The following is a 17,195-nucleotide window of genomic DNA, read 5'->3' as shown; positions in this document are numbered from 1 at the left end:
TGCCTCACTCTAAATGACCATCCAAAACGTTACACCGGTCATTCATGACCGGTCAAGTTGTTTTGATGGTCACTCGTACCTACACTCGACGCCATGGCCGACTGGCTGGCAGACCCCGAGAGCAAGCCGGCGCCCGAGCCGCTCGCCCGGGTCCAGGCGCTGGTCAACACCGCCGACCTGGAATCCGGCGCGGACCGGCTGGCCGGCGCCGGCGACGCCGAGCCCTGGTTGCGATCTCACGGCCTGCTGACGGCCGACGGGACTGTCACGCCGCAGGAATTGGACGAGATCCGTGGGGTACGGGAAGCCCTGCGCGCTCTGCTGGTGCACAACGCGGGCGGCCCCGCGCCGACCCCCGACGACCTGCGGCCGCTGAGCCGGATCGCCGATACCGCCACCGCGCGGGTGCACCTGCGCTCCGACGGCGCGCTCGACGTGGCCGCCGACGCCGGCTCGCTGGCGGGGCGGCTGCTATCGCTGCTGCTGATCGTCTCGGAAGCTCAGCGCGACGGGACCTGGGCGCAGCTGAAGGCATGCGGCAACGCGAACTGCCGGTGGGCGTTCTACGACCGCTCGCGAAACCACGGCGGGACTTGGTGCGATATGGCGACCTGCGGCAACAAGCTCAAGAACCGGGAGTTCCGCGCGCGGCGCAGCCGAACCTCAGGTTGACAGGTGCCAGACCAGCGCGGCGGCCAGCGCACCGAGGCCGTTGAGTGACCAATGCAACGCGATCGGCGCGATCAGGCTCCCGCTGCGCCGCCGCAGCCAGGTGAACGCGAAGCCGGCCGCACCGGTGGCCAGCACCGCCATCACCACCCCGGCGAGCATGCCCAGGAACCCGCCGCCGAACAGGCGCGTGAAACCGACGTTACTGCTGGTCAAGCCCAGTGAGCTGGCGACGTGCCACAGCCCGAACAGCAACGACCCGGCGGCGGCAACGCCCCGAAAACCCCAGGCCCGGTCGAGGGCGCCGTGCAGCACGCCCCGGAAGGCCAGCTCCTCGGGGATGACGGTCTGCAGCGGGATGATGATCATCGAGGCGACCAAAGCACCGGACAGCGTCGCGTAGTGGTTGTTCAAGAACATCGGGCGGGTCCAGGGGAGCAGCGCGCCGACGGCGATCACGGTCAGCACCAGGAGCACCGCGCCCAGCGCGTAGAGCGCGCCGGACTTCCAGTGCTCGCGGCCCAATCCCAGTTCCGCCCAGCCCAATCCGCGGGAGCGCACCAGCACCAGCAGGCCGGCGGCCGCGGCGGGCACCACGGCGATGTTCGCCCATGGCGTGGTGAAGTGGGCGAGCAGGTTGCTCATGGCGAGCACGACGACGACGACGCCGATATCGACGTAGACGCGGAAGTGGTGCAGGGCGGCCAGCTGCAACGCATGGGGGTGGGGAGGCGCGGCCGCCGCGCTGTGCTCAGACATAACCCGCCCGAGTGTACCCGCGCTCACCGGTACCCCAGCAAAGATCTACTCGTTGTCACCGCCGGTCGCGGCGGTGGCGTCGACCGCCGCACCGGTCTGCTCGCCGCGCGCATCCGGCCACACCCAGTCGCGTACTTCGGGGATGTCGTCGCCGTGGGTCCGGGTGTATTCGCGGGCGGCGAGGCGCTTGTCGACCATCTCCTGGCGCAGTGTGGCGCAGCTCGACTGCAGCTGCGGCACCCGATCGATGACGTCGATGACCAGGTGGAAGCGGTCCAGGTCGTTGAGCATCACCATGTCGAACGGTGTCGTGGTGGTGCCCTCTTCCTTGTAGCCGCGAACATGGATGCGGCTGTCGTTGCTGCGGCGGTAGGTCAGCCGGTGGATCAGCCAGGGGTAGCCGTGATAGGCGAAGATCACCGGCTTGTCCGCGGTGAAGATCCCGTCGAAGGCCCGGCTCGACAGCCCGTGCGGATGCTCGGTGTCGTCCTGCAGTCGCATCAGGTCGACGACGTTGACGAACCGGACCCGCAGCTCCGGCAGATGCTGGCGCAGTAGGTCGACGGCGGCCAGCGCCTCCAGCGTCGGGACGTCACCGGCGGCCGCGATCACCACGTCCGGATCTTCCCCGACCGTCTCGTTGCCGGCCCACTCCCAGATGCCCAGGCCGCGGGTGCAGTGCGCGATCGCCTCCTCCATGGTGAGGAAGTTGGGGTGCGGCTGCTTGCCTGCGACGACGACGTTGACGTACTGGCGTGAGCGCAGGCAGTGGTCGTAGGTGGACAGCAGGGTGTTGGCATCCGGCGGCAGGTACACCCGCACCACCTCGGCCCGCTTGTTGACGACGTGGTCGATGAACCCTGGGTCCTGATGGCTGAAGCCGTTGTGGTCTTGGCGCCAAACATGGCTGGACAGCAGGTAATTCAGGCTGGCGATCGGTCGGCGCCACGGGATGTGGTTGGTCACCTTCAGCCATTTGGCGTGCTGGTTGAACATCGAGTCGATGATGTGGATGAACGCCTCGTAGCAGTTGAACAGCCCGTGCCTGCCGGTCAGCAGGTAACCCTCCAGCCAGCCTTGACACTGGTGTTCGGAGAGCATCTCCATCACTCGCCCTGCGCGGGCCAGATGTTCGTCGACCTCGGGGCCGAGCAGTTCGGCACTCCACTGTTTGTCGGTCACGTCGAAGACCGCCTGCAACCGGTTGGACGCCGTCTCGTCGGGCCCGAAGATCCGGAAGTTGTCCGGGTTGAGCCGGATCACCTCGGTCAACCACTGGCCGAGCACCCGGGTGGCCTCGGCGACCGTGGCGCCCGGTGCGGGCACGTCCACCCCGAACGTCCGAAAGTCGGGCAGCCGAAGGTCTTTGAGCAACAAGCCGCCGTTGGTGTGCGGGTTGTCGCTCATCCGTAGCTGACCCTCCGGCGCCAGCGCGGCGATACGCGGGTCCAACGTGCCGTCGGCGTCGAAGAGCTCCTCGGCGCGGTAGGACGCCAGCCAGTCGGCCAGCACCTGCAGATGCTCGGGGGTGTCCCGCGCGCTGGCCAGCGGAACCTGGTGCGCGCGCCACGATCCGGTGGTCTTCTTGCCGTCGATGTAGGCCGGCCCGGTCCATCCCTTGGGCGTGCGGAACACGATCATCGGCCAGGCCGGCCGGTCCTCCGAGGGCGAGGCTTTGATTTCGGCGATCCGGTCCAGCACCTCGTCGAGAAGTGCGGCGAACCGGCGGTGCGCATCGGCGTGATCGGCCGCGGCGTCCTCGGTCACCTCGAAGAAGTAGGGCTGGTGGCCGAATCCGACCATGAGGCTGCGTAATTCGTCGTCGGGGATGCGCGCCAGCACTGTGGGGTTGGCGATCTTGTAGCCGTTGAGGTGCAGGATCGGCAGCACCACACCGTCGTGGGCGGTGTTGACGAACTTGTTGGAGTGCCAGCTGGTGGCCAGCGCACCGGTCTCGGCCTCGCCGTCGCCGACCACCGCGACGACCAGCAGGTCCGGATTGTCGAACGCCGCGCCGTAGGCATGCGACAGCGCGTAGCCGAGTTCGCCGCCCTCGTGGATCGACCCGGGTGTCTCCGGTGCGACGTGGGAGGGGATGCCACCGGGGAACGAGAACTGGCGGAACAGCCGGCGCAGGCCCTCGGCATCCCGGGTGATGTCGGGGTAGGTCTCGGTGTAGGTGCCGTCCAGGTAGGCGTTGGCCACCAGGCCGGGGCCGCCGTGACCAGGTCCGGTGACGTACACCGTCGACTGCTCGCGCGCTTTGATGGCGCGGTTGAGGTGCGCGTAGAGGAAGTTCAGGCCCGGGGTGGTGCCCCAGTGGCCGAGCAGGCGGGGCTTGACGTCCTCGCGGCTCAGCGGAGTGCGCAGCAGGGGATTGTCCAACAGATAGATCTGTCCGACCGAGAGGTAATTGGCTGCCCGCCACCAGCCGTCGAGTTGGTCAATGGTCTCTTCGCTCAGCGAGTCCATGGGTCCATCAAACCCTGATCGCGGCGACCGCGCTGCCGGGGCACCGATTGTTCACTACTACGCTGTCCGACGTGCTCGGCTTGGCGATGGACTCGTGACCGCTCCCGCACTGCTCGCCGGCGTGCGGGTGCTCGACCTGTGCGACCAGACCGGGGACCCGGTCACCCGGCTGCTGGCCGACCTCGGCGCCGATGTCATCAAGGTCGAGGCGCCGGGAGGTAGCCCCGCCCGCCGGGCGTTGCCCAGCCTCGACGGTGTCAGTATCCCGTTCGCACTGCACAACGCGAACAAACGCAGCCTGGTGCTCGATCCCGCCGCCGAGGCCGACCGGCGCCGGCTCGTCGAGCTGGCCGGCGAGGCGGACATCCTCATCGACAGCGGGACCCCTGGGTTGGCGGCGGCGTTCGGCACCTCATGCGTCGCGCTGGCCGACCAGTTCCCGCAGCTGGTCGCGATGACGGTCACCGACTTCGGCGCCGAGGGGCCACGGGCGTCCTGGCGGGCCAGCGACGCGGTGCTCTACGCGATGTCCACCGCGCTGTCGCGGTCGGGGCCGATGACGGGCACACCGGTGCTGCCTCCGGACGGTATCGCCTCCACGACCGCCGCCGTGCAGGCGGCGTGGGCGGTCCTGGTGGCGTACTTCAACCGGTTACGCTGCGGGACAGGCGATTACATCGATTTCTCCCGGTACGACGCGGTGGTGCTGGCCTTGGATCCGCCGTTCGGGACGCAGGGTCAGGCCGCGACCGCCCGCAACGCGGCCGAGCGCTGGCGCGGCAGACCGCGAAATCAGGATTCGTATCCCATTTTCGCCTGCCGCGACGGCTACGTGCGGATCTGTGTGCTGGCGCCCCGGCAGTGGCGCGGCATGCGGGCGTGGCTGGGGGAGCCCGAACAGTTCCAGGACCCGGTTTTCGACTCGATTGCCGCCCGCACCAAAGCCTTCGGTGAGCTCGGTCAGTTGATGGCCGCGCTGTTCGCCGGCAAGACGATGGCTCAGCTGGTTGCCGAGGGTCAGGCACACGGTGTGCCGATCGCCGCGGTGCTGACACCGTCGCAAGCGCTGGAGTCCGAGCATCTCACCGAGGTGGGGGCGCTGCTGGACACCGAGCTGGCGCCGGGTGTGACGGCTCGGGTACCGGCCGGCTACTGGGTGGTCGACGGCAGCCACGCCGGCTACCGCACACCGGCCCCCGGGTTGGACGGCAGCGACACCCGTTGGACGGCAGCGCCATTCGCGCCGAATGCCACCCAGGCGGTGGGCGCCCGGCCGCTGGCCGGCGTGCGGGTGCTGGATCTCGGTGTCATCGTCGCCGGCGGTGAACTCAGCCGGCTGTTCGGCGACCTCGGCGCCGAGGTGATCAAAATCGAGAGCGCCGGCTACCCCGACGGCTTGCGCCAGAAGCGTCCCGATCAGCAGATCAGCGAGTCGTTCGCCCGCGCCCATCGCAACCAGCTCGGCCTGGGCCTGGAGCTGCGCAGCCCCGAAGGCGCCGAGGTGTTCGGCCGGCTGGTGGCGGCCTCCGATGCGGTGTTCGCCAACTTCAAGCCGGGAACACTTGCCGCCCTTGGCTTTTCCCCCGAACGACTGCGTGAGCTCAATCCCGGCCTGGTGCTGGCCGAAAGCAGCGCATTCGGTGACACCGGACCGTGGAGCAAACGCCTGGGGTACGGCCCGCTGGTACGCGCGACGATCGGCGTGACCCGGTTGTGGACGTCGCAGGAGCCGCCCGCGCCCACCGCGCGGCATGCGTTCTACGACGCGACAACGATCTTCCCCGACCATGTCGTGGGACGGATCAGTGCGATCGGGGCGCTCGCCGGACTGATCCGCCGCGAGCGGGACGGCGTCGGCGCCAGGACCCACGTGTCGCAGGCCGAAGCCGCGATCAACCAACTCGACACCCTCTACGTCACGCTGGCCGCCGCGGCCACCGGAGTCGGGCACGTCGAGCCGGATCCCGCCGCGCATCTGGTGCTGGCGTGCGCCGGAGATGACGAATGGTGCGTGGTGTCCATTGGTTCCGATGCCGACCGCGAGGCGGTGGCCCGCGTCATCGGCCACACGGAACTGCCCGACTGGACGAGGGAACGCTCGCCACTGCAGGTTGCCGAGGCGCTGCAGGCCGCCGGGGTGGCCGCCGGGCCGATGAACCGGGTCGCCGACCTGGCCGACGATCCGCAGCTGACGGTGCGAAAAGTGTTCAGTGACATGATCCATCCGTTGCTCGAGCATCCGCTGCTGACCGAGGTAGGCCCGGCACCCTACCGCCACATTCCGCCCGCACCGCAGCGCCCCGCGCCGCTGCCCGGCGCAGACACCCGCCGGATCTGCTCCGACGTGCTGAACATGACGGCCGACGAAATCGACCGACTGATCGCCGACGGCGTGCTGTTCGCCGCGGCCGCCGAGACTCCAGGAGCGATGAGATGAGCACCGCCGCACAGATTTTCGTCGACGGAACGTTCCGCAAGGCCGACCAGGTACAGCCGGTCATCGAAGCGGCGACCGGCGAGCCGCTGGGCGACGGTGCCAGCGCCACCGAGGCCGAGATCGACGCCGCGGTGGCCGCCGCACGGGCCGCCCTCGGGCAGTGGCAGTCCGCCTCGCCCGACCACCGGGCCGAATTGCTCATCGCGTTCGCTGCCGCCCTGGAGAGCCGCGCGCGGTCCACCGACGAGCTGGTGAGCCGCGAGAACGGCATGCCCATGTCGTTGTCGCGCGGTGCCAACGGGCGCTTCCCGGCCGCTCTGGTGCGCTACTACGCGCAGCTGATCACCGAAACGCCGATCGAGGAGATCCGCCCGAGCATGATCGGGCACACCGTCGTGCGCCGGGAAGCCGTCGGTGTGGTGGCCGCGATCGTGCCGTGGAACTATCCGCAGGCGCTCGCCGCCTTCAAGCTGGCGCCCGCGCTGGCGGCCGGCTGCACGGTGGTGCTCAAGGCCGCTCCCGAAACCGCGCTGGACGCTTTGGTGTTCGCCCAAGCCGCGGAAGAGGCCGGGCTGCCTGCGGGCGTGCTCAACATCGTTCCCGGTGGCGCGGCGGCCGGCGCCTACCTGGTATCGCATCCAGGCGTGGACAAGGTCACGTTCACCGGGTCGACGGTCGCCGGCCGTGCGATCGGCGAGGTGTGCGGCCGGCTGCTGCGCCCGGTCACCCTGGAGCTGGGCGGGAAATCGGCGGCGATCATCCTCGACGATGCCGACCTCGACGCCACCATCAAGGGCCTGCGGAACGCGTCGTTCGTCAACAACGGTCAGACCTGCCACCTCAGTTCGCGGATCCTGGCACCCCGATCACGCTACGGCGAGGTGCTTGACGCGCTCGTCGGCATGGTCGGTGAACTCACCGTCGGTGACCCCCTGGACAAGTCGACCGATATCGGCCCGCTGGTCAGTGCCCGCCAACGCGACCGGGTGCTGGGCTACATCGAATCCGGGAAGGCAAGCTCGGCGAAACTGGTTGCGGGCGGCTCGGTTCCGGCCGATCAGCCGCGCGGCTGGTTCGTCTCGCCGACGGTGTTCGCCGACGTCGACAACGCCGATCGGATCGCCCAGGAGGAGATCTTCGGTCCGGTGCTCGCGGTGATCCCGTACGACGGTGACGACGAGGCCGTCGCGCTGGCCAACGACAGCGAGTTCGGTCTGGCCGGCACGGTGTGGTCGACCGACGACGAGCGCGCCATCGAGGTGGCGCGCGCGGTGCGTACCGGCACCGTCGGAATCAACGACTACCAGCTGGACTTTCGTGCGCCATTCGGGGGAGTGAAGGCCAGCGGCATCGGCCGCGAACTGGGTCCGGAGGGGCTGGACGCGTTCTTCGCCCTCAAGTCGATCTACCGGGTCGGACCCGCAGACGACTGAGTGGCCACCCGCGACGCGGTCTACGTCGCGAATGGCCACTCGGCCAGGTGCTGGTGTAGCCGGTACTAGCCTGTACTAGCCGGTTCCGAGGCAGCCGACGCCGTTCACGCAACCCCCGGCACCGCCGGGTCCTGCGCCACCGCTGACGCCGGGTGCCGAGCCGCTCACGCCGCCGGGGCCTGCGCCGCCCTCGACGCCGGGCGCCGAGCCACTGACACCGCCGGGGCCTGCGCCGCCGTTCACGCCGGGTGCCGAGCCGCTCACGCCGCCGGGGCCTGCGCCGCCCTCGACGCCGGGCGCCGAGCCACTGACACCGCCGGGGCCTGCGCCGCCGTTCACGCCGGGTGCCGAGCCGCTCACGCCGCCGGGGCCTGCGCCGCCCTCGACGCCGGGCGCTGTGCCCGTCACGCCGCCGGGGCCCGCGCCGCCGTTCACGCCGGGCGCCGTGCCCGTCACGCCGCCAGGCGCTGTGGTGTCACCGGCGGCCGGACTGGTCGTCACAACCACCGACGAGGTGGGCGACGTCGTCGTGGTGGTCGACGTGCTCGTCTTCGAGTTGTCATTGCTGCTGCCGCAGCCGACGGCAAGCGTCAACACCGCGGCACCGCCGACGAATGTCATGGCGGCCCTTGAAATCACTCCCGATCCCACAGCCATGCGGCCCTCACTTCCTTGTTAGGGGACGCTTTGGCTTACCCATCACGGGCGCAAACAAATCATGCTGTGTCGCCGCAGACCCGGTCGGGTTGCGGGCGTGTTCGTTCGCAATCGCGGTCAGTCCCGGGCGAAAGCGGCCGCGGCTTCCTTTTCGAGGTCGAGGTACTGGTCCTCGCCGATGTCGACGGCCACACCCAGGATCCGACCGCCGGTGAACGGGAACCCCGGCGGGTAGGACCGGCTCACCGGGTCGGCACTGTCGTACCCGACGCACAGCCCGTCGCCGCACAGCGTGAACGGCCCGATCTGGGCCCGCATCGGTCCCTCGGCCACAACCTGTTCTTCGACATAGAGCTTGGCGGTACCCAGCGACTCCATATGTTCGCCTGCGCCTTCGCGAACGAACTCGACCCCGAGGGTCAGCTGGCCGGGATCGAGTGGACCCGAGACAAAGGTCTGCTCGGGTTTGATACCGAGGAAGTTGTAGACGTAGTGCAGCTTGCGGTCCTTGATGAACAGCGTGTGACCACCGAATCGTGAACCGTGGGCGAAGATCACGCCTTGCGACTCCGGCGTCACCTCGACATCGGCGATGATCTTGTAGGACCGGCCCCTGATGTTCACCGCTGTCGATTCCGGCACCGGCGCCGTGTCGGGGAAATAGACATAGCGTGAGCGTGGCGGCTCGCTCTGCGGCCGCACATCGGTTATCTGTTCGACGGCCGGCCGATCGTCAAGGGGCAGCACGAAGTTCGCTTCGGCTTCGGCGAACCATGCGTCGATGAGTTCCTGGAGTTTCTCAGGGTGCTCTGCGGCGAGGTTGCGGGCCTCGGCCCGGTCGTCGTCGACATGGTAAAGCTCCCAGACGTCGGCGTCGAAGTGTCCTTTGCCGCTGATCGGTGCGTGGAGGGCGGCTGCCTTCCAGCCCTCCTGCCAGATGCCGCGGGTGCCCAGCATCGAGAAGTACTGCCGTTTCTTGGTGGTAGGCGCGTGGGGATCGTCGAAGCTGTAGCGCATCGACACCCCGTTGAGCGGATACTGCTCCACGCCGCGATACACCGTTGGCATCTGCAGACCCACCGCTTCGAGAATGGTCGGCACGATGTCGGTGCTGTGGTGATACTGGTGACGCATCTCGCCTTTGGCCTTGATTCCGTTGGGCCAGTGGATGACCAAGGGGTCGCAGGTGCCGCCGGCGAACTGCGCGTAGCGCTTGAACATCTGGAACGGAGTGGAGAAGGCCACCGCCCAGCCGGTCGGGTAGTGGTTGTAGGTCTCCGGGCTGCCGAGCTCGTCGAAGTAGGACATGTTCTCCTCCAGGCTGTCGGGATAGCCGTTGAAGAACTTGTTTTCGTTGACCGACCCGTTGGGGGTGCCCTCCCCGGAGGCGCCGTTGTCGGCGCAGTACATGATCAGGGTGTTGTCCAGCTGACCGGTGCGCTCCAGGAAGTCGACGATCCGCCCCACCTGGGCATCGGTGTATTCGGAGAAACCCGCGAACACCTCCGCCATCCGGCAGAACAGCTTGCGTTCCTCCTCGTTGAGCTCGGCCCAGGGCCGCACGTAGTCGGCCTCGTTGGCGACCTCGGCGGGCATCGGGTTCAGTGGCGTCAGTTCGGTGCCCTCGGGCACCACACCGCGCTCGATCATCCGCGCCAGCACCCACTCGCGATAAGCCTCGTAGCCGTCGTCGAACACGCCCTTGTACTTGTCGATGTAGTCCTGTGGCGCGTGGTGTGGGGCGTGATTGGCGCCGGGGCAGAACCACATGAACCACGGCTTGGACGGTGCCGATGAGCGCAGGTCGCGCAACATCCGAATGGCTTGGTCGGCAAGGTCTTTGGACAGGTGGTAACCCTCTTCGGGGGTGTAGGGCGGCTCGATGGCGTGGTTGTCCTCGATGAGGTCCGGATACCACTGGTTGGTCTCGCCGCCGAGGAAGCCGTAGAACCGGTCGAAGCCTTTCGACAGCGGCCACTCCGATTTGCTGCCGCCCGGCGACAGGTCCTCGACCGGCACGTTGTGGTTCTTGCCGAGCCACATCGTGGCGAATCCGTTGTCCTGCAACACTTGTCCGATGGTGGCGCACTCGGCGGGCAGGCGGCCGGCCGCCCCGGGGAAACCCATCGACCCCTCGGTGATCGACGCGCAGCGATTCACATGGTGATTGCGCCCGGTCAGGAAGGTCGACCGTGTCGGTGAACACAGCGCGGTGGTGTGCCACTGGGTGTAGGTGACGCCGTTGTCGGCCAACCGGTCCAGCGTGGGCATGTTGATCCGGCCGCCGTAGGGCGACCAGGCCGCCTGGCCGGTGTCGTCGTAGAGGACGATCAGGACGTTGGGGGCGCCGTCCGGGGCCTTCTTCAGCTGATAGGGCGTCCAGTCCGGGACCGAGTCCCGGATATCGAGGTTGATGACGCCACGAAACGGCTCGGCCATGATGATCCTCCCGGCATCGGCGGCTCCTTGCTCGGCCGCAATGCGGCCATGCTCGCACCGTCGGCGATGCTCTACCGGGGAATGACCGGGATCAGTCCAGCGAGTCCCAGAACTCGGTCAGCACCGTGGCACCGCGCACCGGATCCTGCAGCATCCACCAGTGGCCGAGCCCGTCCAGCACCTCGGTCCGGGCGCCGGCCTGCTCGGCGGCGGCGCGGCGCTGCTCCTCGGAGCCGACGAAGTGGTCTTCGGTGGCCAACAGCGCCAAGCCGGGACGCGCGGTGGCGTTGACCAGCATCCGGCCCGCCTCGGCAACGGCGGGCTGCGCCGCCGAGCGGTACAGCGCCAGGATGGCCCGGCCCATCTCTGGTCCGTGTGCCAGCGCCAGTTCGGTGGCGACCGCCGCGGAGATGCCCATCCCGGTCAGCAGGGCGACCCGGTCCTCGAGCGAGGCGGCGACCATCGCTCCGACGGCCTCTTCGCCGGCGCCCGGGGTCTGCCACACCTGGGCCATGTCATGCCAGACATAGTCGGGATGCATGACACCGATGATGTCGCTGGTCCAGCTGCGCACGAGTTCGGGGCGATGGATGACGACGTTGAGCACATGCCCGCCGCCCCAGTCGTGGCCGACCAGGTCGACGGGATCGTCGAAGCCCGCCAATTCGCCGATCAGCCAGTCCCGGTAGGCCACCATCGTCGCCGGGAAGTCGTCGGGCAGCGGCGCACCGAACCCGGGCGGCGACAACCGCACCACGTCGTCGCGACCGAGTGCCTCGACCAGCGGGCCCCAGATCACGTCGGTTTCCGGATTGCCATGTACCAGAACGACCGTCATGGCGTCATCCTGGCATGGCCGTCCGCCGAGGAGAACCGCCCATCTGGCCGTCTGCTGACCGATGCTAGGTTTTGACAGGCGTCAAACGCCGTCACGACTACAGATAGGAGCCGTCGATGGATCCTCGGACGCCGGTATTGGTCGCGGCGGGACAGATCAACCAGCGCGACGACGCGCAGATCGAACCCGTCGACCTGATGGCTGCGGCCGCGCGCGAGGCCGCCGATTCGACCGTCCTGCAGGCCGTCGACGCCATCCGCGTGGTCAACCTGCTGTCGTGGCGCTACCGCGACCCGGGTCTGCTGCTGGGCCAGCGGATCGGCGGCCGCAATCCCTCGACCTACTACACCGGTGTGGGCGGCAACACGCCCCAGTCCCTGGTCAATCAGGCCTGCCTGGATATCCAGCAGGGTCGCGCCGAGGTGGTCCTGCTCGCCGGCGGCGAGACGTGGCGCAATCGAAAGCGCATGCAGGCCAAGGGAATCAAGCCCGACTGGACCCGCCAGGGTGAGGACGTCGCAGTGCCGCCGGGCGCTGAGGACGAGGTCCCGATGTCCAGCCCCGCCGAAGAACGCATCGGGCTGTTGCTGCCGTCGCACGTCTATCCGCTCTTCGAGCAGGCGCTGCGGATCGCGCGCGGCGAGAGTGTGGCCGATCATCAGCGCCGTGTCGCGGAGCTGTGGTCGCGGTTCAGCGCGGTGGCCGCGGACAACCCGCAGGCGTGGAGCCGTGAGGCGCGCAGCGCCGAGGAGATCGGGCAGGCCGGTCCGGACAACCGGATGATCAGCTGGCCGTATCCGAAGTTGATGAACTCCAACAACATGGTCAACCAGGCCGCCGTGGTCATCCTGTGCTCGGCCGAGAAGGCCGCCGCGTTGCAGATCCCGCGCGAGCAATGGGTCTTTCCCTACGCGGGCACCGACTCGCATGACACCTACTCGGTGGCCGAACGCCACGAGCTGCATCGGTCACCCGCGATCCGGATCGCCGGGCGCCGCGCACTCGAACTCGCCGGGGTCGGCGTCGACGACCTGGCGCACATCGACGTCTACTCCTGCTTCCCGTCGGCGGTGCAGGTGGCCGCCAACGAACTGGGTCTGGCCACTGACGACCCGCAGCGGCCGTTGACCGTCACCGGCGGGCTGACCTTCGCCGGCGGCCCGTGGAACAACTACGTCATGCACTCCATCGCCACCATGGCCGGGTTGCTGCGCGACGACCCCGCGGCCTACGGCCTCATCACCGCCAACGGCGGCTTCCTCACCAAGCACAGCTTCGGGGTGTACAGCGCGACCCCGCCGCCGGCGGCGTTCCGCTGGGAGGACGTCCAGTCCGAGGTCGACCGCGAACCCACCCGTACCGCGGTGGTCGAATGGGAGGGCGAGGGCACCGTCGAGTCCTGGACCACCCCGTTCGATCGCGACGGCCGCCCGGAGAAGGCCTTCCTGGCGGTCCGGACCCCCGACGACTCCCGCGCGATGGCCATCGTCGACGACGCCGACGCGGCGGCGGTCACCGTGGCCGAGGACATCGCCGGCGCCAAGGTCCGGGTGCACGCCGACGGCCGGGCCACCCTGTCCTGATCGGCTTCTGGCGAGGTCGAAACGGCGATCTTTTCCCCGCGACCTGCTTATTCTCGTCGAAGCACGACGGGGGAACTAGGGGCGTGGCATGCGGATCTTGCTCACGGAAGTCACCGGAGAGCTAGGTCGCGCCCTCGCCCAGAGCCTGCTGGCCGCGGGCCATGACGTCGACGGCATCGCCGAGCGTCCGCACCGCGACCTGGATGCGGGCGTCGAGTTCGTCGCCGCGGCGCTGAGCCACCCGGTGCTCTACCGGTTGGCGGAGGCAGCCGACGTGGTCGTTCCGCTGCCCGCCGGCGGGCGTGATCTGACCCGCCCCGCCGATATCGCCCGCGTCTGTGACGCCGCCGCGCGCGGCGGTGCGCGGATCGTGTTCCCGTCGCTGTCCCTGTTGGGTCCACGTGGCGCTCAGCAGCTGGAGGACCTGGTCAGCACGTGCTGGGCGCCGAACCTCGTGGTGCGCATCGCCGCGCCGATGGGACGGCAGAGCGACGGCCTGGTCTGCCGCTCGGTCGCGGCCCTGCTGGATGCCGACGCCACCGGATCGCTTCATGTGCTGCACATCGACGATCTGATCCGGTTCCTGGTTCTCGCCGCAGGCACCGAGCGCACCGGTGTCGTCGACCTGGCCGGGGTGGACACCACCACCGTCGGCTCCGCGGCCCGGCTCCTCGGCGGGGTGGATCCGCATCCCAGGGTGCGCGGGGTGTCGGGCTGGCCCCAGCTGTGTCCGCCGCTCGACCTGGACCCGCTGCGGACCGAGTGGAGATTCGAATGCGGCTGGGGCGCAACCGATGCCGTGGCCGATACGGTACGCGGGCTGCAGGGCCGCAAGATCGGCGTGGCCGGCGCGCTCGCGGTACCCGGGCGAGTCCCGTTGCCCGTCACCACCGTTGCGCGGGCGGCCGGCAGCCGATCCGCACCCGAGGGCGCCGACGGCGAATTCGATGACCGGATCGACCCGCGTTTCCCGGTGTTCGTGGCCGGCCCGCTGAGTGAGGCCACGGCAGGCCCGCTCACCCCGATGTCGCTGGATCTGCATCTGGGCGGGTTGCGGCTCGCCGGCCGGTCGCTGGCTGCGCTGCTGGATCTGCGCAGTGCGGTCGCCGGCGAATGGGAGAGCCGTCTGGTCGCGTCCTTCGGCCACCGGATCTATCTGGGCGCGTCTGCCCTCGCGGCCGCCGAGCCTCGACTTCCGGGCCGCGCGGCCGGTCTGTCGCGGCGATTGCGCGCCGCCGCCGATGTGCCGACGCCGAGACCCGCTGCGCTCGCCGCGGTCACCGGCGCGATGTCGGCGAGCCGTCTGCAGGCCGGCGCCCGCATGTTCGGCCGTCACCTGCGGGCCTACCGCGACGCCGCCGACGCCGAACGGCGCGACACAGCCAAGCTGGGGCTGCTGCGCGATGCGCAGCTGGATGCCCGAATCCGGTTGCTGCGCAGCCGAGTTCATGAGGGATGGACGTTGAGCGCGCTTGCGGTCGTGCTCGCCGAGGCGGCCCCGGCGCAGCTGAGCGGGGCGGATCAGCCGGTGAGCGTCGGCGCCGAGGTCGCGTCGCTGGCGCGGGTGTTGCGCGCCCACCCCTACGCGCGCGCCGCGTTGGAGTCCGGCGATATGGCGGCCACCCGCACCGGTGCGCCGATGTTGGCGAGCGCATTCTCCTCGGCACTGGCCCAGCTGGGGCACCGCGGGCCGGGGGCCGTCGAGCTCGCAACGCCGGTGCTCGGTGATCGTCCGGACGCACTGCTTGCGGCGGCCACCCGCGTGCGCGGCTCAGGAGCCGACGACCATGCGACGGTTCCCGCCGCTCAGGCCTGCCGGGTACTGGCCTATGACACCACCCTCCGGTACACCCATCAACTTCGGCTTGCGGTACGGGAATTGGGCCGCCGGCTGGTGGCGGCGGACAAGATCGCGGTGCTCGACGATGTGTTCGAGCTGACCGTCGATGAAGCACTGGCGGTCCCGGCCGACACCCGGCTGCGCATCAAACGTCGCATCGCCGAGCGTGAGCGGTTGCAGGCCGTGCGGCTGCCCGCCGTCATCGACGGGTTTTGGACGCCGATTCCCGCACCAGATCCCGCGCAGGTCGCCGACGAGCTGCACGGAACCGGACTGTTCCCCGGCGTCGTGGAAGGCACGGTCCGGGTGGTCGATTCGGCCGCCGACGCCGGGCTGGGCGCGGAGGACATCGCCGTCGTCTCCGCAGCCGACATCGACGCGGTGGCGCTGCTGGGCACACCGGCCGCGGTCCTGACCGACGGCGGTGCCACGCTGGGAGATGTGAGCGTGTTCGCCGCTGACTTCGGTGTTCCGTTCATCGCCGGAGTGGCCGCCGGGTTGTGTACCGGCATGCGGGTCCGGGTCGACGGTTCTGCCGGGCTGGTCACCGTGCTGGCACCTGCCTGCGACGTGGTGCGGGTGTGACGCGGTATACCGTGGCCCGGTGATGTGGCGGACCATAGCGAGGCTCTCGGCACTGTGGTGGGTGCTGATCGCCGCCCCGGCGCTGATCGCCACCCGGTTGCTCGACCATGCCGGCGCCACCTCGGCCAAAGGCTGGGTGCTCGGCGTCTGGCTCGGTGGTTACGTCGCGCAGTTCGTTGTGTTCCTGGCGATTTCACGCCGGTCGCCGCGTCCGGCGTTGCTGGGCTGGGTGATCGCCTCGACGGTTCCGTGGGCCGCCGACTGGACGACCCCGCTGTCGGTGTGGTGGTTGGCGCTGTGGAGCGCGGTCGTCCTCGGCTACGCGGCGTGGCTGGTTGTCGCAGTGTCTCGGGTGGATCAGTTGCGCAGTGCCGGGGTGGCCGCCACAGGTGTCGTGCTGGAGGTCATCAGGCCGACGTTCAACGTGGTGGTGAACAAGGATGCCAGCCGCCGTGTGCTGCGGCTGCGTGTCGAAACATCCTACGGGGCAACGCCTTACGAGGCCCGGTTGGCGGCGACGTTCACCCTGGGTGAGCTGCCCGAGGCCGGCGACCGGGTGGCGGTGCGGATCGATCCGGCCCGCCCGCAGCTCGTCGAACTCATCGAGGACGAGCCGATTGTCCGGGCCGCGCCGCAACCGGGCGACCTGCCGCCCGAGCTGGCCGAGCGACTGCAGACGTTGAAGACCATGCGCGACCGCGGCGACCTCACCGACACCGAATTCGCCACGGCGCGAAAAAGACTGCTCGAATCACCCGCCGAGTAGTTCGCGCAGCCGCAGTGCGTTCCGGACGGCGTGACCCTGGCCGTCGTTGTTGAAATAGACCAGCACCCGCCGGTCCTGATCCTGCCACTCCCGGATCCGGTCGGCCCACCAGTTCAGGTCGTCCTCGGTGTAGTTCCCGGCATAGATGGGCGCGGTGTCGGGGCCGTGCATGCGCACGTAGACCAGATCGGTGGTGGCGCGCAGTACGCAGGGCATACCGGGCCCGCTGATCACCACGTAGGCGGCGCGGTAGCGCTCCAGGAGCTCGTAGACGTGCGGGTCGTCCCAGGACGGGTGACGCATCTCGAGGGCCACCCGGATCCAGTCGGGGACCAGCGACAGGAAGTAGGCCAGCCGGGCGTCGTCGCGTTCGAGGTCGGGATGCAGCTGGACCAGCACCGCCTCCCGCTTGTCACCGAGCGCCCGCTGGCAGCGTTCCAGCCGATCGATCCACGGTTCGGGGTTGTTCAGGCGGCGGTAGTGGCTCAGGCCGCGGTGCGCCTTGACCGTCATGGTGAATCCGTCGGGCAACCGGGTGCGCCAGCCGTCGAAGGTGGCGTCCTTTGGCCAGCGGTAGAAGCTGGCGTTGAGTTCGACGGTGTCGAACACCTCGGCGTAGCGGGCCAGTCGCTTGGCGACCGGCAGGCCGGGGCGGTACAGCACCGAATCCCAGTGGTCGTAGGACCACCCCGAGGTGCCGATTCGGACGGTCACGCG

General features: G+C 69.2%; 12 protein-coding genes. 6 read left to right on the top strand and 6 right to left on the bottom strand.

What is annotated here, in order from left to right:
• Positions 1-93 precede the first annotated feature (93 nt).
• Positions 94-672, top strand: coding sequence for a CGNR zinc finger domain-containing protein (locus CRM90_RS07260; protein WP_102806314.1), 579 nt, complete (start codon positions 94-96; stop codon positions 670-672).
• Here CRM90_RS07260 and CRM90_RS07255 read toward each other — a convergent pair.
• The gene (locus tag CRM90_RS07255; protein WP_102806313.1) at positions 664-1,428 is read right to left on the bottom strand and encodes a CPBP family intramembrane glutamic endopeptidase; all 765 of its coding nucleotides are present in this window, start codon (positions 1,426-1,428) and stop codon (positions 664-666) included. The two genes, CRM90_RS07260 and CRM90_RS07255, sit on opposite strands and share 9 nt — an antisense overlap.
• Positions 1,429-1,473: 45 nt before the next feature.
• A complete protein-coding gene (locus CRM90_RS07250) occupies positions 1,474-3,900 on the bottom strand; it encodes a phosphoketolase family protein (RefSeq protein WP_102806312.1) in 2,427 nt (808 codons plus the stop codon).
• A gap of 94 nt (positions 3,901-3,994) precedes the next feature.
• Here CRM90_RS07250 and CRM90_RS07245 point away from each other — a divergent pair, with 94 nt between their 5' ends.
• Positions 3,995-6,337, top strand: coding sequence for a CaiB/BaiF CoA transferase family protein (locus CRM90_RS07245; protein WP_233209205.1), 2,343 nt, complete (start codon positions 3,995-3,997; stop codon positions 6,335-6,337).
• Positions 6,334-7,770, top strand: coding sequence for an aldehyde dehydrogenase (locus CRM90_RS07240; RefSeq protein WP_102806310.1), 1,437 nt, complete (start codon positions 6,334-6,336; stop codon positions 7,768-7,770). The genes CRM90_RS07245 and CRM90_RS07240 overlap by 4 nt, the downstream gene beginning before the upstream one ends.
• 75 nt (positions 7,771-7,845) lie before the next feature.
• Here the strand turns inward: CRM90_RS07240 and CRM90_RS07235 are convergent, their stop codons facing one another.
• The 3 genes from CRM90_RS07235 to CRM90_RS07225 all read right to left on the bottom strand — a co-directional run bounded on the left by CRM90_RS07235 (position 7,846) and on the right by CRM90_RS07225 (position 11,704).
• Positions 7,846-8,391 (bottom strand): hypothetical protein, encoded by a 546-nt coding sequence (locus tag CRM90_RS07235; protein ID WP_102806309.1) that lies wholly within the window; start codon positions 8,389-8,391, stop codon positions 7,846-7,848.
• A 153-nt stretch (positions 8,392-8,544) separates the two neighbouring features.
• Complete coding sequence (locus tag CRM90_RS07230) at positions 8,545-10,866, bottom strand: arylsulfatase (protein WP_102806308.1); 2,322 nt, start codon at positions 10,864-10,866, stop codon at positions 8,545-8,547.
• A 91-nt stretch (positions 10,867-10,957) separates the two neighbouring features.
• Positions 10,958-11,704 carry an alpha/beta fold hydrolase gene (locus CRM90_RS07225; RefSeq protein ID WP_102806307.1) on the bottom strand — a complete coding sequence of 249 codons (747 nt, stop codon included), beginning with the start codon at positions 11,702-11,704 and terminating at the stop codon, positions 10,958-10,960.
• Between the two features lie 116 nt (positions 11,705-11,820).
• Here CRM90_RS07225 and CRM90_RS07220 point away from each other — a divergent pair, with 116 nt between their 5' ends.
• From CRM90_RS07220 to CRM90_RS07210, 3 genes are all read left to right on the top strand, one after another.
• The gene (locus tag CRM90_RS07220) at positions 11,821-13,287 is read left to right on the top strand and encodes an acetyl-CoA acetyltransferase (RefSeq protein ID WP_102806306.1); all 1,467 of its coding nucleotides are present in this window, start codon (positions 11,821-11,823) and stop codon (positions 13,285-13,287) included.
• Positions 13,288-13,375: 88 nt separating this feature from the next.
• Entirely contained in the window at positions 13,376-15,712 is a 2,337-nt protein-coding gene (locus CRM90_RS07215; protein ID WP_102806305.1) for a Rossmann-fold NAD(P)-binding domain-containing protein, read from the top strand.
• A 22-nt stretch (positions 15,713-15,734) separates the two neighbouring features.
• Complete coding sequence (locus CRM90_RS07210) at positions 15,735-16,478, top strand: SHOCT domain-containing protein (RefSeq protein ID WP_102806304.1); 744 nt, start codon at positions 15,735-15,737, stop codon at positions 16,476-16,478.
• On the opposite strand, the gene CRM90_RS07205 is transcribed toward CRM90_RS07210, so the two are convergent.
• Positions 16,464-17,192 (bottom strand): DUF72 domain-containing protein, encoded by a 729-nt coding sequence (locus tag CRM90_RS07205; protein WP_102806303.1) that lies wholly within the window; start codon positions 17,190-17,192, stop codon positions 16,464-16,466. The genes CRM90_RS07210 and CRM90_RS07205 overlap by 15 nt on opposite strands.
• Between the last annotated feature and the right edge of the window lie 3 nt (positions 17,193-17,195).

It is taken from the genome of Mycobacterium sp. ENV421 (genome assembly GCF_002887815.1).
GTDB lineage: Bacteria > Actinomycetota > Actinomycetes > Mycobacteriales > Mycobacteriaceae > Mycobacterium.
This window is presented reverse-complemented; position numbering and strand designations above follow the sequence as displayed.

What these genes read in the sequence shown, in the direction of transcription:
- CRM90_RS07255 (WP_102806313.1), bottom strand. Translation starts at nt 1,428, where the DNA reads ATGTCTGAGCACAGCGCGGCGGCCGCGCCTCCCCACCCCCATGCGTTG.
- CRM90_RS07250 (WP_102806312.1), bottom strand. Translation starts at nt 3,900, where the DNA reads ATGGACTCGCTGAGCGAAGAGACCATTGACCAACTCGACGGCTGGTGG.
- CRM90_RS07225 (WP_102806307.1), bottom strand. Translation starts at nt 11,704, where the DNA reads ATGACGGTCGTTCTGGTACATGGCAATCCGGAAACCGACGTGATCTGG.
- CRM90_RS07220 (WP_102806306.1), top strand. Translation starts at nt 11,821, where the DNA reads ATGGATCCTCGGACGCCGGTATTGGTCGCGGCGGGACAGATCAACCAG.
- CRM90_RS07235 (WP_102806309.1), bottom strand. Translation starts at nt 8,391, where the DNA reads ATGACATTCGTCGGCGGTGCCGCGGTGTTGACGCTTGCCGTCGGCTGC.
- CRM90_RS07230 (WP_102806308.1), bottom strand. Translation starts at nt 10,866, where the DNA reads ATGGCCGAGCCGTTTCGTGGCGTCATCAACCTCGATATCCGGGACTCG.
- CRM90_RS07210 (WP_102806304.1), top strand. Translation starts at nt 15,735, where the DNA reads ATGTGGCGGACCATAGCGAGGCTCTCGGCACTGTGGTGGGTGCTGATC.
- CRM90_RS07240 (WP_102806310.1), top strand. Translation starts at nt 6,334, where the DNA reads ATGAGCACCGCCGCACAGATTTTCGTCGACGGAACGTTCCGCAAGGCC.
- CRM90_RS07215 (WP_102806305.1), top strand. Translation starts at nt 13,376, where the DNA reads ATGCGGATCTTGCTCACGGAAGTCACCGGAGAGCTAGGTCGCGCCCTC.
- CRM90_RS07260 (WP_102806314.1), top strand. Translation starts at nt 94, where the DNA reads ATGGCCGACTGGCTGGCAGACCCCGAGAGCAAGCCGGCGCCCGAGCCG.